At 60.1% G+C, this 17,388-nt stretch carries 17 protein-coding genes; 8 read left to right on the top strand and 9 right to left on the bottom strand.

Annotated features, from left to right (window positions below):
• Nucleotides 1–100: 100 nt before the first annotated feature.
• Nucleotides 101–547: a hypothetical protein gene (locus H096_RS05080; protein ID WP_033897119.1), complete on the top strand. Its 447-nt coding sequence runs from the start codon at nt 101–103 to the stop codon at nt 545–547.
• A gap of 676 nt (nt 548–1,223) precedes the next feature.
• Here the strand turns inward: H096_RS05080 and fba are convergent.
• From fba to tkt, 6 genes are all read right to left on the bottom strand, one after another.
• Nucleotides 1,224–2,288: a class II fructose-bisphosphate aldolase gene (gene fba, locus H096_RS05075; RefSeq protein ID WP_033897118.1), complete on the bottom strand. Its 1,065-nt coding sequence runs from the start codon at nt 2,286–2,288 to the stop codon at nt 1,224–1,226.
• Between the two features lie 124 nt (nt 2,289–2,412).
• On the bottom strand, nt 2,413–2,748 hold the full coding sequence (locus H096_RS05070; RefSeq protein WP_033897117.1) for an MliC family protein: 336 nt from the start codon (nt 2,746–2,748) through the stop codon (nt 2,413–2,415).
• A gap of 47 nt (nt 2,749–2,795) precedes the next feature.
• Entirely contained in the window at nt 2,796–3,023 is a 228-nt protein-coding gene (locus tag H096_RS05065; RefSeq protein ID WP_033897116.1) for a hypothetical protein, read from the bottom strand.
• Nucleotides 3,024–3,052: 29 nt separating this feature from the next.
• Complete coding sequence (locus H096_RS05060; RefSeq protein ID WP_025857657.1) at nt 3,053–4,216, bottom strand: phosphoglycerate kinase; 1,164 nt, start codon at nt 4,214–4,216, stop codon at nt 3,053–3,055.
• A 17-nt stretch (nt 4,217–4,233) separates the two neighbouring features.
• Nucleotides 4,234–5,289 carry an erythrose-4-phosphate dehydrogenase gene (gene epd, locus H096_RS05055; protein WP_016977753.1) on the bottom strand — a complete coding sequence of 352 codons (1,056 nt, stop codon included), beginning with the start codon at nt 5,287–5,289 and terminating at the stop codon, nt 4,234–4,236.
• Between the two features lie 141 nt (nt 5,290–5,430).
• Nucleotides 5,431–7,428 (bottom strand): transketolase, encoded by a 1,998-nt coding sequence (tkt, locus tag H096_RS05050; RefSeq protein WP_033897115.1) that lies wholly within the window; start codon nt 7,426–7,428, stop codon nt 5,431–5,433.
• Between the two features lie 259 nt (nt 7,429–7,687).
• Between tkt and H096_RS05045 the strand changes: the two genes are divergently transcribed.
• From H096_RS05045 to H096_RS05025, 5 genes are all read left to right on the top strand, one after another.
• Nucleotides 7,688–8,683 (top strand): metalloregulator ArsR/SmtB family transcription factor, encoded by a 996-nt coding sequence (locus H096_RS05045; protein ID WP_033897114.1) that lies wholly within the window; start codon nt 7,688–7,690, stop codon nt 8,681–8,683.
• A gap of 19 nt (nt 8,684–8,702) precedes the next feature.
• Complete coding sequence (gene metK, locus H096_RS05040; RefSeq protein ID WP_016977750.1) at nt 8,703–9,893, top strand: methionine adenosyltransferase; 1,191 nt, start codon at nt 8,703–8,705, stop codon at nt 9,891–9,893.
• Between the two features lie 222 nt (nt 9,894–10,115).
• A complete protein-coding gene (locus tag H096_RS05035; protein ID WP_033897113.1) occupies nt 10,116–10,466 on the top strand; it encodes a DUF1090 family protein in 351 nt (116 codons plus the stop codon).
• A gap of 98 nt (nt 10,467–10,564) precedes the next feature.
• Nucleotides 10,565–12,226 carry an NAD-dependent DNA ligase LigB gene (ligB, locus tag H096_RS05030; RefSeq protein ID WP_033897112.1) on the top strand — a complete coding sequence of 554 codons (1,662 nt, stop codon included), beginning with the start codon at nt 10,565–10,567 and terminating at the stop codon, nt 12,224–12,226.
• A gap of 39 nt (nt 12,227–12,265) precedes the next feature.
• Nucleotides 12,266–12,658: a DUF1090 domain-containing protein gene (locus H096_RS05025; protein ID WP_033897111.1), complete on the top strand. Its 393-nt coding sequence runs from the start codon at nt 12,266–12,268 to the stop codon at nt 12,656–12,658.
• 6 nt (nt 12,659–12,664) lie between these two features.
• Here the strand turns inward: H096_RS05025 and H096_RS05020 are convergent, their stop codons facing one another.
• Nucleotides 12,665–13,114, bottom strand: a complete 450-nt coding sequence (locus tag H096_RS05020) for a cytochrome c (RefSeq protein ID WP_033897110.1) — start codon at nt 13,112–13,114, stop codon at nt 12,665–12,667.
• A 129-nt stretch (nt 13,115–13,243) separates the two neighbouring features.
• On the opposite strand from H096_RS05020, the gene H096_RS05015 reads away from it, so the two are divergent.
• Nucleotides 13,244–14,428 (top strand): murein transglycosylase A, encoded by a 1,185-nt coding sequence (locus H096_RS05015; RefSeq protein ID WP_033897108.1) that lies wholly within the window; start codon nt 13,244–13,246, stop codon nt 14,426–14,428.
• Between the two features lie 230 nt (nt 14,429–14,658).
• On the opposite strand, the gene H096_RS05010 is transcribed toward H096_RS05015, so the two are convergent.
• Nucleotides 14,659–15,045 carry an MAPEG family protein gene (locus tag H096_RS05010; protein ID WP_010207167.1) on the bottom strand — a complete coding sequence of 129 codons (387 nt, stop codon included), beginning with the start codon at nt 15,043–15,045 and terminating at the stop codon, nt 14,659–14,661.
• 193 nt (nt 15,046–15,238) lie between these two features.
• Here H096_RS05010 and H096_RS05005 point away from each other — a divergent pair, with 193 nt between their 5' ends.
• Nucleotides 15,239–16,498 carry a sodium:proton antiporter gene (locus tag H096_RS05005; RefSeq protein ID WP_033897106.1) on the top strand — a complete coding sequence of 420 codons (1,260 nt, stop codon included), beginning with the start codon at nt 15,239–15,241 and terminating at the stop codon, nt 16,496–16,498.
• On the opposite strand, the gene H096_RS05000 is transcribed toward H096_RS05005, so the two are convergent.
• The gene (locus tag H096_RS05000; RefSeq protein ID WP_033897122.1) at nt 16,492–17,379 is read right to left on the bottom strand and encodes a formate/nitrite transporter family protein; all 888 of its coding nucleotides are present in this window, start codon (nt 17,377–17,379) and stop codon (nt 16,492–16,494) included. The two genes, H096_RS05005 and H096_RS05000, sit on opposite strands and share 7 nt — an antisense overlap.
• Nucleotides 17,380–17,388: the final 9 nt, after the last annotated feature.

Raw genomic sequence — 17,388 nt, 5'->3', positions numbered from 1 at the left:
CTAATTATATGATATTTATGGATAATTTCCAAAGTTGATGACATTGGCAAAGATCCTGCGCCTAATTGGCATAATACTTTACCGCCGAGGAGAAACTAGCATGCCTTCTTACACCCTTATGAGTAAACCTCAAATATATTATTATACAGCCTATGGCGCAACCAATGCGAAGCAACTCCGCGCCAACCCCAAAATATGTATTGACAGGGCAAGTCCGAACTGCATCGACTACACGTATCCGGGCATCAACCAAGCCACCCACTCTAAAACTTCTGGCTTCAGCCTGGTATCCGATGTCTATGGACCCTATTTCAAAAAAAATGACCTGGTGAGATTCAGGATCATTAACACCACTCAGGGTGCCGGGTCATACAGGTCAACTTTAAATAGTCCCATGCAATGGGACACTGCGTTCTCAGCGGAGATCACGGTCGGTGAAATGAAAAAACTTGGTACGGGCAAACAACTTATTCTTATGGATATTTATTCGGTAGGTGACGACACGACCTTCATATTCGACGCGCTAGACACAGAGTTTACGCCATGAAATCTTCAGGCTCGCCCACCCCATCAGCACGCTAACACTGACATTCTATCAACAAAAGAAGGCGCTATTATGACTTTTACCTCTCCTAGACTAACTGCTCAAGGGCACCCTCCGCCGACTAGCACCTCATCGCCCTACCCAATAACGGCACACTACGGTTATGCCTTGTTATGGTCCACACTTATTCCTGCGAATGCCGCCACCTTGATGACTGGTCATAGGGTAACCGCTACGATCCGACGAAACGGTAATCAGCCCTCCACTAATACGCCTTACCCAGCCGCAGTGTTCCATACCTATGTTTACAAAAGAAATGGACGAGCCGGTGATGTTCTAGCGGCAGAACTGCCAAACCCGCAGACTTACGTGCCCAACACTAACTATACGATAGCGTTACAAGTCACTGACGCTACAGGCACAGTGATTGGACTGTCCATCAACACGACGTTCAGATTTTCCTAACTTGTTGAAAGGTGTCGAACTGAAAGGCTATTCGCGGAGCAGTAAATATAAATATAACCACACACTCATTTAGAACGGCGCGCGAAGCTGTTTGGTGCTTCAAAGAGCGCCCGCCTATCACGCATTGGAAATTCCATATCAATCGATGCAACCTACAAATTTCAACTACAAAAAAGCCCGCATCGCTGCGGGCTTTTTCTTAAGCGACTGGGGCTCAGTTGACCTTCGCGTTCAACTCACCTTTCAAATACCGCTGATACATCGCTTCCAACGAAACCGGCTTGATCTTCGAAGCGTTGCCGGCGGTGCCGAAGGCCTCGTAGCGAGCAATACATACGTCACGCATGGCGGTCACAGTGGCGCCAAAGAACTTACGCGGATCAAACTCGCTCGGATTGGTAGCCATCAGGCGACGCATCGCACCGGTGGACGCCAAACGCAGGTCGGTGTCGATGTTGACCTTGCGCACGCCGTGCTTGATGCCTTCGACGATTTCTTCAACCGGTACGCCGTAGGTTTCTTTGATGTCGCCGCCGTACTGGTTGATGATCGCCAGCCATTCCTGCGGTACCGAGGAAGAACCGTGCATCACCAGGTGGGTGTTGGGGATGCGTTTGTGGATTTCCTTGATGCGGTCGATGGCCAACACGTCACCGGTAGGCGGCTTGGTGAACTTGTAGGCGCCGTGGCTGGTGCCGATGGCGATGGCCAGGGCGTCGACTTGGGTCTTTTTCACGAAGTCAGCGGCTTCTTCCGGGTCGGTCAGCATCTGGCTGTGATCCAGCACGCCTTCAGCGCCGATGCCGTCTTCTTCGCCGGCCATGCCGGTTTCCAGGGAACCCAGGCAGCCCAGCTCGCCTTCAACCGACACGCCGCAGGCGTGGGCCATGGCGACGGTTTGTTGGGTGACGCGTACGTTGTACTCGTAGTCGGTCGGGGTCTTGCCGTCTTCGCCGAGGGAGCCGTCCATCATCACCGAGCTGAAGCCCAGCTGGATGGAGCGCTGGCACACGTCAGGGCTGGTGCCGTGGTCCTGGTGCATGCACACCGGGATGTGCGGGAATTCTTCGATTGCGGCGAGGATCAGGTGACGCAGGAACGGGGCACCGGCGTATTTGCGCGCACCGGCCGAAGCCTGGACGATCACAGGGGAGTCGGTCTTGTCAGCGGCTTCCATGATGGCGCGCATCTGCTCAAGGTTGTTGACGTTAAAGGCTGGGACGCCGTAGCCGAACTCGGCTGCGTGGTCCAGCATTTGACGCATGCTGATAAGTGCCATTGTGTTGTCTCTCCCGGTCGAGGGTCGTTAATCGTGCAAGCCTGCCGTAGCGGCGGCTGCTATTCAAGTTATTGCAGGTCAGGGTTTGTAGGCCTGGCCTGCTGAATCGTTATTGCTGTCAGGCTTACTGCGCTTTGCAGCCGCGCCCGATCAAATCATCGGTGGCGACCCAGTAAACCAGGCCTTCCTCACCTTTTGTGTGAAACGCCAATTGGTCGTTGGCATACAACACGCCCGAGGCGGCCACGTCCTGTTTAAGGCGGTAGACCTGATCGGAACCGCCGAGGCGCAAATCCACCTCAGATTTAGCCGCATTGGCAAAGCGCCAGTTGACCTCAGCCTTGCTGTCGCAGGTCCAGGTGGTCCACTTGTCGGCAGTTTCTGCCTTGTTGCTGAACATGTTCATGCTGCTGCAGCCGGCCAACAGGGCCAGGGCTGCCAGGGCGAAAACGCCTTTCATTGCCAATCCTCGTGAGGCGACCGATGGCCGCCAGTTGATCAGACCCGTCAAGGGCAACCCTGTTCCTGACCGTTGGGCGCGGCGTCGTATTTCTCCAGCCGTTCGTTGCCGATGCGCTTGTTGATCACCGGCATGGTCTCGGCTTGCCAGTCCGCCTGGTAGCAGCTCTTTTTTTGCTGCGCTGCAGGCTTGCCAGCGTCCGGCTCAGCGCTTGGCGTGCTGCCGCAGCCGACCAACAGGCCCGCTGCGATCACCATAGCCAACGACTTGATCATGGGAACACTCCTTTTCCGGATCACGAGCCTCAGCCTTTGGCTCGGGTTTCCAGCACTTCAACGGCGGGCAGTACTTTGCCTTCGACGAATTCGAGGAACGCGCCGCCACCGGTAGAAATGTAGGAGATTTGGTCAGCAACGCCATATTTATCGATGGCCGCCAGGGTGTCGCCACCGCCCGCGATGGAGAACGCCGAGCTTTCAGCGATGGCCTTGGCCAGCACTTTGGTGCCGTTGCCGAATTGGTCGAATTCGAACACTCCGACCGGACCGTTCCACAGGATGGTCTGCGAAGCTTTCAGCAGTTCGGCGAAGTTGGCCGCGGTTTGCGGGCCGATATCCAGGATCATGTCGTCGGCGGCCACATCAGCGATCAGCTTGACGGTAGCTTCGGCGCTTTCGGCAAATTCCTTGGCGACCACCACGTCGACCGGCAATGGCACGCTGACTTTGGCGGCGATGGCGCGGGCGGTGTCCAGCAGGTCCGGTTCGTACAGGGACTTGCCCACCGGGTGACCGGCGGCGGCCAGGAAGGTGTTGGCGATGCCGCCGCCAACGATCAGTTGATTGCAGATCTGGCTCAGGCTGTTGAGCACGTCCAGCTTGGTCGACACCTTGGAGCCGGCCACGATGGCAGCCATTGGCTGAGCCGGAGCGCCCAGCGCCTTGCCCAGTGCGTCCAGTTCAGCAGCCAGCAGCGGGCCAGCGGCGGCGACCTTGGCGAACTTGGCCACGCCGTGGGTCGAGCCTTCGGCGCGGTGAGCGGTGCCGAACGCGTCCATCACGAACACGTCACACAGCGCCGCATATTGCTGGGCCAGTTCGTCGCTGTTCTTTTTCTCGCCCTTGTTGAAGCGCACGTTTTCGAACAGCACGATGTCGCCGGCTTTAACGTCAACGCCACCCAGGTAGTCAGCCACCAGCGGCACGTCACGGCCCAGGGCTTTGCTGAGGTAATCGGCAACAGGCTTGAGGCTGTTTTCGGCGGAGAACTCACCTTCGGTCGGGCGACCCAGGTGGGAGCAGACCATCACGGCCGCACCTTTTTCCAGGGCCAGCTTGATGGTCGGCAGCGAGGCCAGGATTCGCGCATCGCTGGTGACAACACCGTCCTTGACTGGGACGTTGAGGTCTTCGCGGATCAGTACGCGCTTACCTTGCAGATCGAGGTCGGTCATCTTCAACACGGTCATGGGTCGCAGTTCCTGAATTACTGTTGAGGTTGTTTAGAGGCGATGTGCAGATAATGTTCCGCAACATCCAGCATGCGGTTGGCAAAACCCCACTCGTTGTCGAACCAGGCCAGGATATTGACCAGCCTTGGGCCGGAAACGCGGGTCTGGCTGGCATCGACAATCGCCGAATGCGGGTCGTGGTTGAAATCACAACTGGCGTGGGGCAATTCGGTGTAGGCCAAAAGGCCCTTGAGCGGGCCGCTGGTGGCGGCGTCGCGCAGGATCCGGTTGACCTCCGTCGCATCGGTGTCGCTGACGGTTTGCATGGTGATGTCCAAGCAGGACACGTTCACCGTCGGCACCCGTACGGCTTTGGCCTGGATTCGCCCGGCAAGTTCCGGCAACAGTCGCTCGATGCCACGGGCCAGGCCGGTGGACACCGGAATCACTGACTGGAACGCCGAGCGCGTGCGGCGCAGGTCTTCGTGGTGGTAGGCGTCGATCACCGGCTGGTCGTTCATCGCCGAGTGGATCGTGGTGATCGACACGTAATCCAGGCCGATCGCCTGATCCAGCAAGCGCAACAGCGGCACGCTGCAGTTGGTGGTGCAGGAAGCGTTGGACACCAGCAGCTCATCGCCCGTCAGGCAATCTTGATTGATGCCGTAGACGATGGTGGCGTCGACATCCGCCTCGCTGGCCATCGGCTGGGAAAACAGCACACGCGGCGCGCCGGCGTCGAGGAAACGCTGGCCATCGGCACGGGTGTGGTAGACACCGGAGCATTCCAGCACCAGGTCGACGCCCAGTGCTTTCCAGTCGATGCCTTCGGGGGTGGCACTGCGCAAGACCTGCACGCAGTTGCCATTAATGTGCAGACAATCGCCTTCGACCCGCACTTCGCCAGGGAAGCGGCCGTGGGTGGAGTCAAAGCGTGTCAGGTATTCGATGCTGGCCATGTCGGCCAAATCATTGATCGCGACAATTTCAAACCCGGCCGCCGCCCCTCGCTCGAACAGAGCACGCAAGACGCAACGACCAATGCGGCCGTAGCCGTTGAGTGCAACTTTGTAGGGACGCGGTTGAGGCATGGGGTTCTCGATTACCTTGGGTAACGGGGTGGCTGTCAGACCGCTTTCGCGAGCAAGCCCGCTCCCACATTTAGACCGCGATCTAATGTGGGAGCGGGCTTGCTCGCGAAGGCGTCAGTACAACCACCCCAATTTACAGCCTTAGTCTTCCAGCAGCTCTTCAGCCTGACCCAGGATGTTTTCCAGGGTGAAACCGAACTCTTCGAACAACGCTGGCGCCGGCGCCGACTCACCGTAGGTGGTCATGCCGATCACGCGGCCTTCCAGGCCCACGTACTTGTACCAGTAGTCGGCGTGCGCCGCTTCGATGGCGATACGCGCGCTGACCTGCAACGGCAGCACCGACTGCTTGTAACCGGCGTCCTGGGCTTCGAACACGCTGGTGCACGGCATGGACACAACACGTACGTTGCGGCCTTGGGCAGTCAGCTTGTCGTACGCCTGAACGGTCAGGCCCACTTCGGAACCGGTGGAGATCAGGATCAGCTCCGGCTCGCCGATGCAGTCCTTGAGCACGTAGCCGCCACGGCTGATGTCGGCGATCTGCGCGTCGGTACGCACTTGGTGCTGCAGGTTCTGACGCGAGAAGATCAGCGCCGAAGGGCCGTCCTTACGCTCGATGGCGTGTTTCCAGGCCACGGCGGATTCCACCGCATCGGCAGGGCGCCAGCAATCCAGGTTCGGCGTGGTACGCAGGCTGGTCAGTTGCTCGACAGGCTGGTGCGTCGGGCCGTCTTCACCGAGGCCGATGGAGTCGTGGGTGTACACATGGATCACGCGTTTCTTCATCAGCGCGGCCATGCGTACAGCGTTGCGGGCGTATTCCATGAACATCAGGAAGGTCGCGCCGTAAGGCACCAGGCCACCGTGCAGGGACACGCCGTTCATGATGGCGCTCATGCCGAACTCACGTACGCCGTAGTACATGTAGTTGCCGCTGGCGTCTTCAGCCGACACACCTTTGCAGCCTTTCCACAGGGTCAGGTTGGAACCGGCCAGGTCGGCAGAACCGCCGAGGATCTCAGGCAGCAGGGGGCCAAAGGCGTTCAGGGTGTTCTGGCTGGCTTTACGGCTGGCGATGGTCTCGCCCTTGGCCGCGACTTCGGCGATGTAGGCCGAGGCTTTTTCCGAGAAGTCGACAGGCAGGTCACCAGCGAGGCGACGGACCAACTCGTTGGCCAACTCAGGGAACTCGGCGGAGTAGGCGGCGAAACGCTGGTCCCACTCGGCTTCGGCCGCCAGGCCTTTTTCCTTGGCATCCCATTCGGCGTAGATGTCGGCCGGGATTTCGAACGGGCCGTGGTTCCACTTCAGGGCTTCACGGGTCAAGGCGATTTCCGCGTCACCCAGTGGGGCGCCGTGGCAGTCTTCTTTGCCCTGCTTGTTCGGCGAACCGAAACCGATGGTGGTCTTGCAGCAGATCAGGGTCGGCTGCGCGCTCTTGCGGGCGGTGTCGATGGCGGTCTTGATCTCTTCCGGATCGTGGCCGTCGACGTTGCGGATCACTTGCCAGTTGTAGGCTTCGAAACGCTTCGGGGTGTCATCGGTGAACCAGCCTTCGACTTCGCCGTCGATGGAGATGCCGTTGTCATCGTAGAAGGCAATCAGCTTGCCCAGGCCCAGGGTACCGGCCAGGGAAGCGACTTCGTGGGAAATGCCTTCCATCATGCAGCCATCACCCAGGAACACATAGGTGTGGTGATCGACGATGTCGTGGCCAGGGCGGTTGAACTGCGCGCCCAGGACTTTTTCCGCCAGCGCGAAACCAACGGCGTTGGCCAGGCCTTGGCCCAGGGGACCGGTGGTGGTCTCGACGCCAGGGGTGTAGCCGAATTCCGGGTGACCCGGGGTGCGGCTGTGCAACTGGCGGAAGCTTTTCAGATCGTCGATGGTGACGTCGTAGCCGGTCAGGTGCAGCAGCGAGTAGATCAGCATCGAGCCGTGGCCGTTGGACAGGACGAAGCGGTCACGGTCGGCAAACGACGGGTTGCTCGGGTTGTGTTTCAGGTAGTCACGCCAAAGCACCTCGGCGATATCCGCCATGCCCATCGGGGCACCGGGATGGCCGCTGTTGGCTTTTTGCACGGCATCCATGCTGAGGGCACGAATGGCGTTGGCACGCTCACGACGGCTGGGCATCGCTGATCTCCTGGGGTTTGCTGAAAAGAAACGGAAAAAAGGACCGGCATTTTCCCTCAGCCACCGCCTGCGGGCAATGACAGATAGTCACTTGAGGACGTTTTTCCTGTGCTTTGGGCGTCAATCCCTTGCAGAAACCTTTAACCAGTTCGTCTAAAGGTTATAGCAAGTGCTTATAACCGCCACTTATCGATCAATATCAAAACTTTTTGATATTGCCCTTGCGATGCATTCCACCCGTCACTAGACTGCTGGCCTTATGAATCTACCCATGCCCTCACTGCGCCCCGACGACGGCGATGAACTGGCAGCCTTGTGCAAGGCCGCTGGCGATCCGTTGCGTTTGAACGTGTTGCGCGCGCTGGCCAACGATTCCTTCGGCGTACTGGAACTGGCGCAGATCTTCGCCATCGGCCAATCCGGCATGAGCCACCACTTAAAGGTGCTGGCCCAGGCCGACCTGGTGGCGACCCGCCGTGAAGGCAATGCGATTTTCTACCGCCGCGCCCTGCCTCATAACGAGTTGTTGGGCGGCAAGCTGCACGCAGCGCTGCTTGAGGAAGTGGATAACCTGAGCCTGCCCGGCGACGTACAGTCGCGCATCAGCCAGGTCCATGGGCAACGCGCTGCCGCCAGCCAGGACTTTTTCGCACGGGTTGCCGAGAAGTTTCGCGCCCAGCAAGACCTGATTGCCGGCCTTGCCCAATACCGCGACAGTGTATTGGCGCTGCTCGACAAGCTGAGCTTCAGTGAAGAGGCCACAGCACTGGAAGTCGGCCCTGGCGACGGCGGTTTCCTGCCGGAACTGGCGCGGCGCTTCCAGCAAGTCACCGCGCTGGACAACAGCCCGGCGATGCTCGAACTGGCGCGCCAGCTGTGTGAACGCGAGTCGCTGGGCAATGTCAGCCTGCAGTTGGCGGACGCGCTGAACAACACAACGTTGAAGGCCGACTGCGTGGTGCTGAACATGGTCTTGCACCATTTCGCCGCCCCCGCCGACGCGCTCAAGCAAATGGCCGGGCTGCTGCAACCCGGCGGTAGCCTATTGGTTACGGATTTATGCAGCCACAACCAGAATTGGGCCAGGGAGGCCTGCGGTGATCTCTGGTTGGGTTTTGAACAGGACGATCTGGCCCGTTGGGCCACCGCTGCGGGACTCGTTCCCGGGGAAAGCCTCTATGTAGGTTTACGTAATGGTTTCCAGATTCAGGTCCGCCATTTTCAGCGGCCGGCTGGCGACACTCACCATCGGTAAATATCAGGAAAACATCGAGATGAGCGAATACTCCCTTTTCACCTCCGAGTCCGTGTCTGAAGGGCATCCGGACAAAATCGCCGACCAGATTTCTGACGCGGTGCTGGACGCCATCATTGCTGAAGACAAGTTTGCCCGTGTGGCGTGCGAGACTCTGGTGAAAACCGGTGTAGCGATCATCGCCGGCGAAGTGACCACCACCGCCTGGGTTGACCTGGAGCAGATCGTTCGTGACGTGATCACCGACATCGGCTACACCAGCTCCGACGTCGGCTTCGACGGCGCGACCTGCGGCGTGATGAACATCATCGGCAAGCAATCCCCGGACATCAACCAGGGTGTCGACCGTGCCAAGCCTGAAGATCAGGGCGCCGGCGACCAGGGCCTGATGTTCGGCTATGCCAGCAACGAAACCGACGTGCTGATGCCGGCACCGATCACCTTCTCGCACCAGCTGGTGCAGCGTCAGGCCGAAGCGCGTAAATCCGGCTTGCTGCCGTGGCTGCGCCCGGACGCCAAGTCCCAGGTGACCTGCCGTTATGAAGGCGGCAAGGTTGTGGGCATCGACGCTGTCGTGCTGTCGACCCAGCACAACCCGGACGTGTCCTACGCCGACCTGCGCGAAGGCGTGATGGAGCTGATCGTCAAACACGTGCTGCCAGCCGAGCTGCTGAGCAAAGACACTCAGTTCCACATCAACCCGACTGGCCAGTTCATCATCGGCGGCCCGGTAGGCGACTGTGGCCTGACCGGTCGCAAGATCATCGTCGACAGCTACGGCGGCATGGCCCGTCACGGCGGTGGCGCGTTCTCCGGTAAAGATCCATCCAAGGTTGACCGTTCGGCGGCCTACGCCGGTCGTTACGTGGCCAAGAACATCGTCGCGGCCGGCCTGGCCGAGCGTTGCGAGATCCAGGTTTCCTACGCGATTGGCGTGGCCCAGCCTACATCGATCTCGCTGAATACCTTCGGCACCGGCAAGATCAGCGATGACAAGATCGTAAAACTGGTGCGCGAGATCTTCGACCTGCGCCCTTACGCGATCACCACCATGCTCGACCTGCTGCACCCGATGTACCAGGAAACCGCAGCCTACGGCCACTTCGGGCGTACCCCTGCGCAGAAGACTGTCGGCAACGACACCTTCACCACCTTCACCTGGGAAAAAACCGACCGCGCCAACGACCTGCGGACCGCCGCCGGCCTGTAATCGCTCTCGGTACACAAAAGCCCTGCCGGGTTCATCCGGCGGGGCTTTTTATTGCCGCCCGAATGGCGCGACGACCTTCACAGTTTTTGGATCCAAAGCTTGCAGGCCCAATGATGGCCCCTTAGAATCCGCGCCCTCTCGGGCCCTTCACCTTATTTGGATATTGCCCTGCGCCAGCCCGGGATTCATCAGCGCGCAGGCAATCGAACATTGAGGTTTTTCATGCGCATTTCCACGCTCGCCCCCGCCGCCCTGCTGCTCAGCCTGTTCGCCCTGCCGGTTAACGCCGCCGACCTGAGCGCACTGAGCGGCGCCCTGAGCGCCCAACTGGGTGGCGGCAACTCCGGCGACTGCCAGAAACAAGCCGCAGATCTGCAAACCAAGATCGATGCTGCCGAAGCCCAGAAGGACACCTTGAAAGTAAAGGCCTTCAAAGCCGCCCAGGACCAGATCAACAAAGGTTGTGACAAACTTTCTGAAGCCCAGGCCAAAGCCGACGCCAAGCAGCAAACACAGGAGGCCAAGGCCGATAAGCCCGACGCCGTGAAAGCGCTGGGCGGCCTGTTCAAGTAAATAGAAACACCCCGTAAAAAGCCCCGCAGCGTCGGGGCTTTTTTGTGGCCGAGAGGATCATTTAGGCTGGGCACCCTTTCCGGGCAAGGATGCTCACGATGCCTTTACTGATAGCGTTTGTACTCAGCCTTTTACCTCTCAGCGGGTGGGCCGAAGAGTGCCCAGACGCCGCCCGGGCACAGGTCAACACCCTGGCCGAACAGATACGCCTCTGGGACGACAGCTACCATCGCCTCAACCAATCCCCCGTGAGCGATGAACTCTATGACCAGGCACGCCAGCGCCTGGCCCACTGGCGCCAATGCTTCCCCGAATCCACCACGAAACCCGACAAGCCACTGGCGAGTTCACGCGGCACCCTGCCTCATCCCATTGCCCATACGGGCCTTGAGAAACTGCAGGATGAACAGGCCGTCGGCGCCTGGCTGCGAACACGCGAAGATGTCTGGATTCAGCCCAAAGTGGATGGCGTGGCGGTGACCCTGATCTATCAACAAGGTCGCCTGCGACAAGTCATCAGCCGGGGCGATGGCCTCATGGGCCACGACTGGTCCGCCTCCGCACGCAAGATCCCTGGCATCGTCCAACAGTTGCCGGAACCCATCGACCTGGTGCTGCAAGGTGAACTCTATTGGCGGCTCGACGACCATGTGCAATCGGCAAACGGCGGGCTTAATGCCCGCAGCAAAGTGGCCGGCCTAATGAACCGCCTGCAACTGAGCGACACCGATGCCAGCGGCATTGGCCTGTTCGTCTGGGCGTGGCCCAAGGGGCCAGCTTCCTTTACCGAGCGCCTGGCCACACTGGCACGCTGGGGTTTCACCGACAGTCGTCGCTTCAGCCAACCCATCCGCGACATCGCCGAAGCCACGCACTGGCGCGCCTATTGGTACAACCACCCACTGCCATTCGCCAGCGATGGGGTGGTGGTGCACCAGGCTCAGCGCGCGCCCGCCGAACGCTGGCAAGCCAGCGAGCCCTATTGGGCGGCCGCCTGGAAGTACCCGGCAGGCAAGGCCCTGGCACTGGTGCGCAACGTGCAATTCAAGATCGGCCGCACCGGACGCATAACCCCCATGCTGGAGCTGGAACCGGTGCGACTGGATGACAGACAGATCAGCCGGGTGAGCGCCGGCTCATTGAAACGTTGGCAAGCGCTGGATATCCGCCCTGGCGACCAAATATCCATCAGCCTGGCGGGCCAGGTGATCCCGCGGCTGGACGAAGTCATCCTGCGAAACACCCACAGGGCAGACCTGAAAGTGCCTGACCCACAGGACTTCCATGCCTTGAGCTGCTGGCAAATGGACCCCGGCTGCGAAGAGCAGTTACTCGCGCGCCTCACCTGGCTGAGCAGCAATCAAGGCCTTGCGCTACCCCATATAGGTCGCGAAACCTGGAACGTATTGATCCAGGCCGGTCTAATCGCAGGCTTTCTCGATTGGTTAACCCTGGATGCGGCAGAGCTTGCTAACATTGAGGGCTTCGGTGATCGCAGCCGCGCACGCGTGGTCGAAAGTCTCCACAGCGCGCGGCAACGGCCCTTTGCTCAATGGCTCAAAGCCTTGGGCGTACCGCCCGCGGCACGCAACAACCTGGAAGGCGACTGGCAGACGCTGGTCGCGAGAGACACCCAGGCCTGGCTGGCCATCGATGGCATCGGCCCGGGTCGCGCGGCGCAACTGAGCGCTTTTTTCCGCGACCCGCAAGTACAGGCCTTGGCAGACACATTACGCGTGGCCGGCATCGACGGGTTCTAAACCCAAGCCGACCACCAGATTGCGACCTTGGAGCCCCACATGAAATTTCTAGCCCCCGTTGCCCTGACCGTTGCAAGCTTCATGGCCACACCGTTGCTGGCCGCCGAGCAAGCACCACAGCTCACCGGCTGCGCCGCCAAGCGCCAAGCCATCAGCACCCAAATCGAACAGGCCAAGGCCGCCGGCAACAGTGCGCAACAAGCCGGCCTGGAAAAAGCCCTGAGCGAAGTCACCGCCAACTGCACCGACGCGTCCTTGAAGAAGGAGCGGGAAAACAAGGTGCTCGATGCCAAGCATGAAGTCAGCCGCCGTCAGGCCGACCTCGACAAGGCCATGAAAAAAGGCGATGCGGACAAGATCAACAAACGCAAAGACAAACTCGCCGAGTCCCGCAAAGAACTGCAGGACGCGGTGGAAGAACTCGACCAGTAAAACCGGTCAGTGGTCCCGGAACTGTTTATGGCAGGCGCTGCAGGCATCTTCGACTTTCTGCACCGCCGGCCCCAGGTTGCTGGCCTTGTTAGGCTGGACCTGGCTGATAGTCACCAATTCACCGGTGGCCGCTTCAAGGTTGCGGGCCAGTTGCTGGAATTGCGCCTGTTTCTGCCAGACATCGTCCTTGGCGCTGGTGTGATCTTCCTCGCGCACGCTCGGGAAATGCTTCCACGGCTCATGGGACAACGCATCCAGCTTGACCGCGTCTTCGGCAAATTTAGCGCCGTCGAAGGGGATGCGCCCACGCAGCATGCCGCCCAGGTCTTCGCCGGTCTTGAGCATCTGTTTGAAGATCGCCTTGCGCTGGCCCAGCGGAGAATTGGGATCTACGCCGCCACAGGCGGACAGCGTCAGGCAGGCCAGCAATACAACGGTCAGTCTTTTAAAAGTCATGGTGGCTTCGAGGTCACGGGAAACGGCGGCCAGTATCCTCGCCCCGCCCGTAAAGACCAATAGCCCTATTAATAATAAGGGTTGCCCAATAGCGCTGTGGCGTGGGTAATCGCTTCAGGAATTGTTTGTATGCATATCACGTTTAAACCCTGGAGCCGCCGCCTGGCATGGGCTCTACCGATGATCGCGCTGCTGGCCGGCTGCGACGCGGGCAAAGAAACAGCCAAAGATGAAACTTCGAAGCCCCATGCTGTGGCCACCTATGTCAGCGCACCGTGGGAAGCCCTGCCGGTGGTGTCCGACAGCGACCTGCTGGCCGGCTTTGAATCCTGGCGCAGTGCTTGCCAGCGCCTCAAGGCCGACCCGATCTGGGGAGCTACTTGTGCAGCCGCCGCGACCGTGCCCACGAATGCTACGGCGGTGCGTGGCTTCCTCAAGGAGCGCCTGGATGTATTCGGCCTGCGCTCTGCCGACAACACGCCCAACGGCTTGATCACCGGCTATTACGAGCCGGTCTACCCCGGCAGCCTGACCAAAACCGCCAAAGCCAACGTGCCGGTATACGGCGTGCCGGACGACCTGATCATCGTCAACCTGGAAAGCATCTACCCCGAACTCAAGGGCAAGCGCCTGCGCGGTCGCCTGGAAGGTCGCGTGCTCAAGCCTTACGACGATGCCAGCGCCATCAACGGCCAGGGCTCCACGGCCAAACCGATTGCCTGGCTGACGGACCCGATGGACCTGCAGTTCCTGCAAATCCAGGGCTCGGGCCGCATCCAACTGGCTGGCGGGCGCCAACTGCGCGTCGGTTATGGCGACCAGAACGGCTATCCCTACCGCCCGATCGGCCGCTGGCTGGTTGAACAAGGCGAGTTGAAGAAAGAAGACGTGACCATGGGCGCCATCAGCGCCTGGGCCAAGGCGCACCCGCAGCGCATACCGGAACTGCTGGCGAGCAACCCGAGCTATGTGTTCTTCAGCGCGCGCCCCGACAGCAATGAAGGCCCGCGCGGCTCCTTGAATGTGCCATTGACCGCTGGCTACAGCGTGGCGGTGGATCGCAAAGTGATTCCGTTGGGCAGTTTGTTATGGCTGTCGACCACCAAGCCGGATGGTTCGCCGATCGCACGGCCCGTCGCTGCACAGGACACTGGCGGCGCAATCACGGGTGAAGTGCGCGCGGATCTGTTCTGGGGCACCGGCGATGCGGCGGGTGAACTGGCGGGCAATATGAAGCAGCAGGGGCAGATCTGGATGTTGTGGCCAAAGGGTGCGGCGTTGCCACAGGTGCCGGATGCACCTGCGGGGAGCTGAAGACGCTCTGCCCAACTCAATGTATTGGGGTGAGCGGGCTTACTGTAGTGAGCGGGCTTGCCCCGCGCTGGGTGGCGAAGCCGCCCCAAAACCATACGCCTCGGCGCGCCTGGAGCAATGTGGTGAGGCTGATAGAGGCTGCTGCGCAGCCCCGCGCGGGGCAAGCCCGCTCACCACAGCAAGCCCGCTCATCACACAAGCCAGCTCCCACAATGGCTATGCATCAACCGTCAGATCGAGACAAAGAAGAAGCTCGCAATCAACGCCATCCCCACGAACCACACAAGCGAACGCAGCATCGCCCAATCCGCCAGGTAGCAGATGATGTACAGCAGGCGGCTGGTGATAAACAGCACAGCCAGCACATTGATGGTCACCAATTCGGCCGTACCCGCCAGGTGCGCGATGATCACTGCCGCCGCGAAGGCCGGGGTGACTTCAAAACTGTTGAGCTGGGCACTGTGGGCACGCTTGGCAAACCCTTCAAGGGTGTCCAGGAAAGCGCGAGGGTCGTGGTTCTGCCGTGGGCCGAACTTGCCGCCGCTGAACTTGGCCACTCCTGTGCACAGGTAAGGTAGAAAAATTGCGATCAACACACACCAGAAAGCGACCGTCATCACACATTCCTTTTGTAGTTTTAAACAGCGATTAGAGTTTTAGCACTAAAAATACCAAACCGCACTCACCCGCTATGAGCCCTGGCTGGCCCAAAGGTTCTATGGCGTTTTATCCAATGCCTTGCAACATCGTGCCACTGGCGCGGTCCATCCACCCAACCCTGCACTGCCACCCAACCTCCAAGGACCCCGGATGCTTGAACTTGTCGCCGCCTTTATTTGCCTCACCACCCTGCTCACCTATGTGAATTTCCGTTTTATCGGCCTGCCGCCCACCATCGGTGTGATGGTCACGGCCCTGGTGTTTTCGCTGATCCTGCAAGGCTTGAGCGTGCTCGGCTACCCAGGCCTGGAAGAGCGTATCCAGCAATTGATCGGCCAGATCGACTTCGGCGATTTGCTGATGAACTGGATGCTGTCGTTCCTGCTGTTCGCCGGCGCCCTGCACGTGAACCTGAACGACCTGCGCAGCTACCGCTGGCCCATCGGCCTGCTGGCGACCTTCGGCGTATTGATCGCGACCGTGGTGATCGGCAGCTTGGCGTATTACATCTTCGCCCTGTTTGGCTGGCACGTGAGCTTCCTTTACTGCCTGCTATTTGGTGCGCTGATTTCACCCACCGACCCGATTGCGGTACTGGGCGTGCTGCGTACCGCCAATGCCTCGAAACCGCTGAAAACCACCATCGTGGGCGAGTCACTGTTCAACGACGGTACCGCTGTCGTGGTCTTCACCGTGCTGCTGGGCATCGCACAGCTGGGCGAAACCCCGACCGTCGGCGCCACCGCCCTGCTGTTCGCCCATGAAGCCATCGGCGGCGTGGTATTCGGCGGTCTGATCGGCTACTTGGTCTACCTGATGATCAAGAGCATCGAGCAGCACCAGATCGAAGTGATGCTGACCCTCGCCCTGGTGATCGGCGGCTCGGCGATGGCCACCGAGCTGCACGTCTCGGCACCGATTGCGATGGTGGTAGCCGGTCTGATCATCGGCAACCTGGGCCGCAAGCTGGCGATGAATGACATGACCCGTCGCTACCTCGATGGCTTCTGGGAGCTGCTCGACGACATGCTCAATGCGCTGCTGTTCGCCCTGATCGGCATGGAACTGCTGCTCTTGCCGTTCAACTGGTTGCACGTATTCGCCGCCAGCCTGCTGGCCGTGGCAATCCTGCTGTCGCGCCTGTTGACGGTGGCCCCGGCGATCCTGCTGCTACGGCGCTGGCGCACGGTGCCACGCGGCACCATCCGCATCCTCACTTGGGGCGGTTTGCGTGGTGGTGTATCGGTAGCGTTGGCCCTGGCACTGCCGCTGGGCCCGGAGCGTGACCTGCTGCTGAGCATCACGTACATCGTGGTGCTGTCGTCGATCCTGTTGCAGGGCTTGAGCATCGGCAAGCTGGTCAAGCGCGTGACCCGGGATGAGCCCCAGGCCGCACCTGACACTCACTGATCCTTGTCGATCCGCTGCGGATGCCTGGGGTCCGCAGCCTTCTTGCCTGGCAGGCTGCTTTCGCTGCGAATCTGCGCGTGGCTGATCAGCGCAAAGATAAAGCTGCCGCCAATGATATTGCCCGCCAGCGTCGGCCCGGCGAACACCAGCCAGAAGTCCTTCCACGCCAGTTCGCCGGCAAACACCAGGTATGACACCTCCGCCGAACCCACCACGATATGGGTAAAGTCCCCCAGCGCCATCAGGTAAGTGATCAGGATGATGATGAACATCTTGGCGCTTTCCATCGACGGGATCATCCACACCATGGTCGCGATCATCCAGCCGGAGATGATGCCTTTGGCGAACATCTGGCTGGCGTCGTTTTCCATGATCTTGCGCCCGATTTCGAGGAAGGCCTGGTCAGTCCGGGTATCGAAGATCGGCAAGTGCAACATCACATAAGCCACCAGCAGGGTGCCGCACAGGTTGCCGACCAGTACCACCGTCCATAATCGCAACAGTCGCCCGGCGTTGCCCAGGGTGGGCTTGCTCATCACCGGCAGCACCGCCGTCAGGGTGTTTTCGGTGAACAACTGCTGACGCGCGAGGATCACCGCCAGGAAGCCTGCGCAGTAACCGAAGCTGGCGATCACCTTGAAGGCTTCGCCATCCGGCAGGCGCGAGTTGAGCAACCCCATCGCCATCAGCGACAGTCCCATGGTCAACCCGGCGGCCAACGCCGACCACCACAAGGCGGCGACGCTGCGCTCCAACTCCTGGTCGCCCTGGGTACGGATGATTTCATGCAATACCGCCGCGCGGGGTGGCTGGTTTTTGTCGACGTCCTGCTGCTCTTCCTGCGACAGGTTGGGGGTTTTGCCTGATTCGTCGGTGGCCATGATCATCCG

Origin of the sequence: Pseudomonas sp. FH1, from assembly GCF_000510895.2 — a bacterium.
Taxonomy (GTDB): Bacteria; Pseudomonadota; Gammaproteobacteria; order Pseudomonadales; family Pseudomonadaceae; genus Aquipseudomonas; species Aquipseudomonas azotoformans_A.
This window is presented reverse-complemented; position numbering and strand designations above follow the sequence as displayed.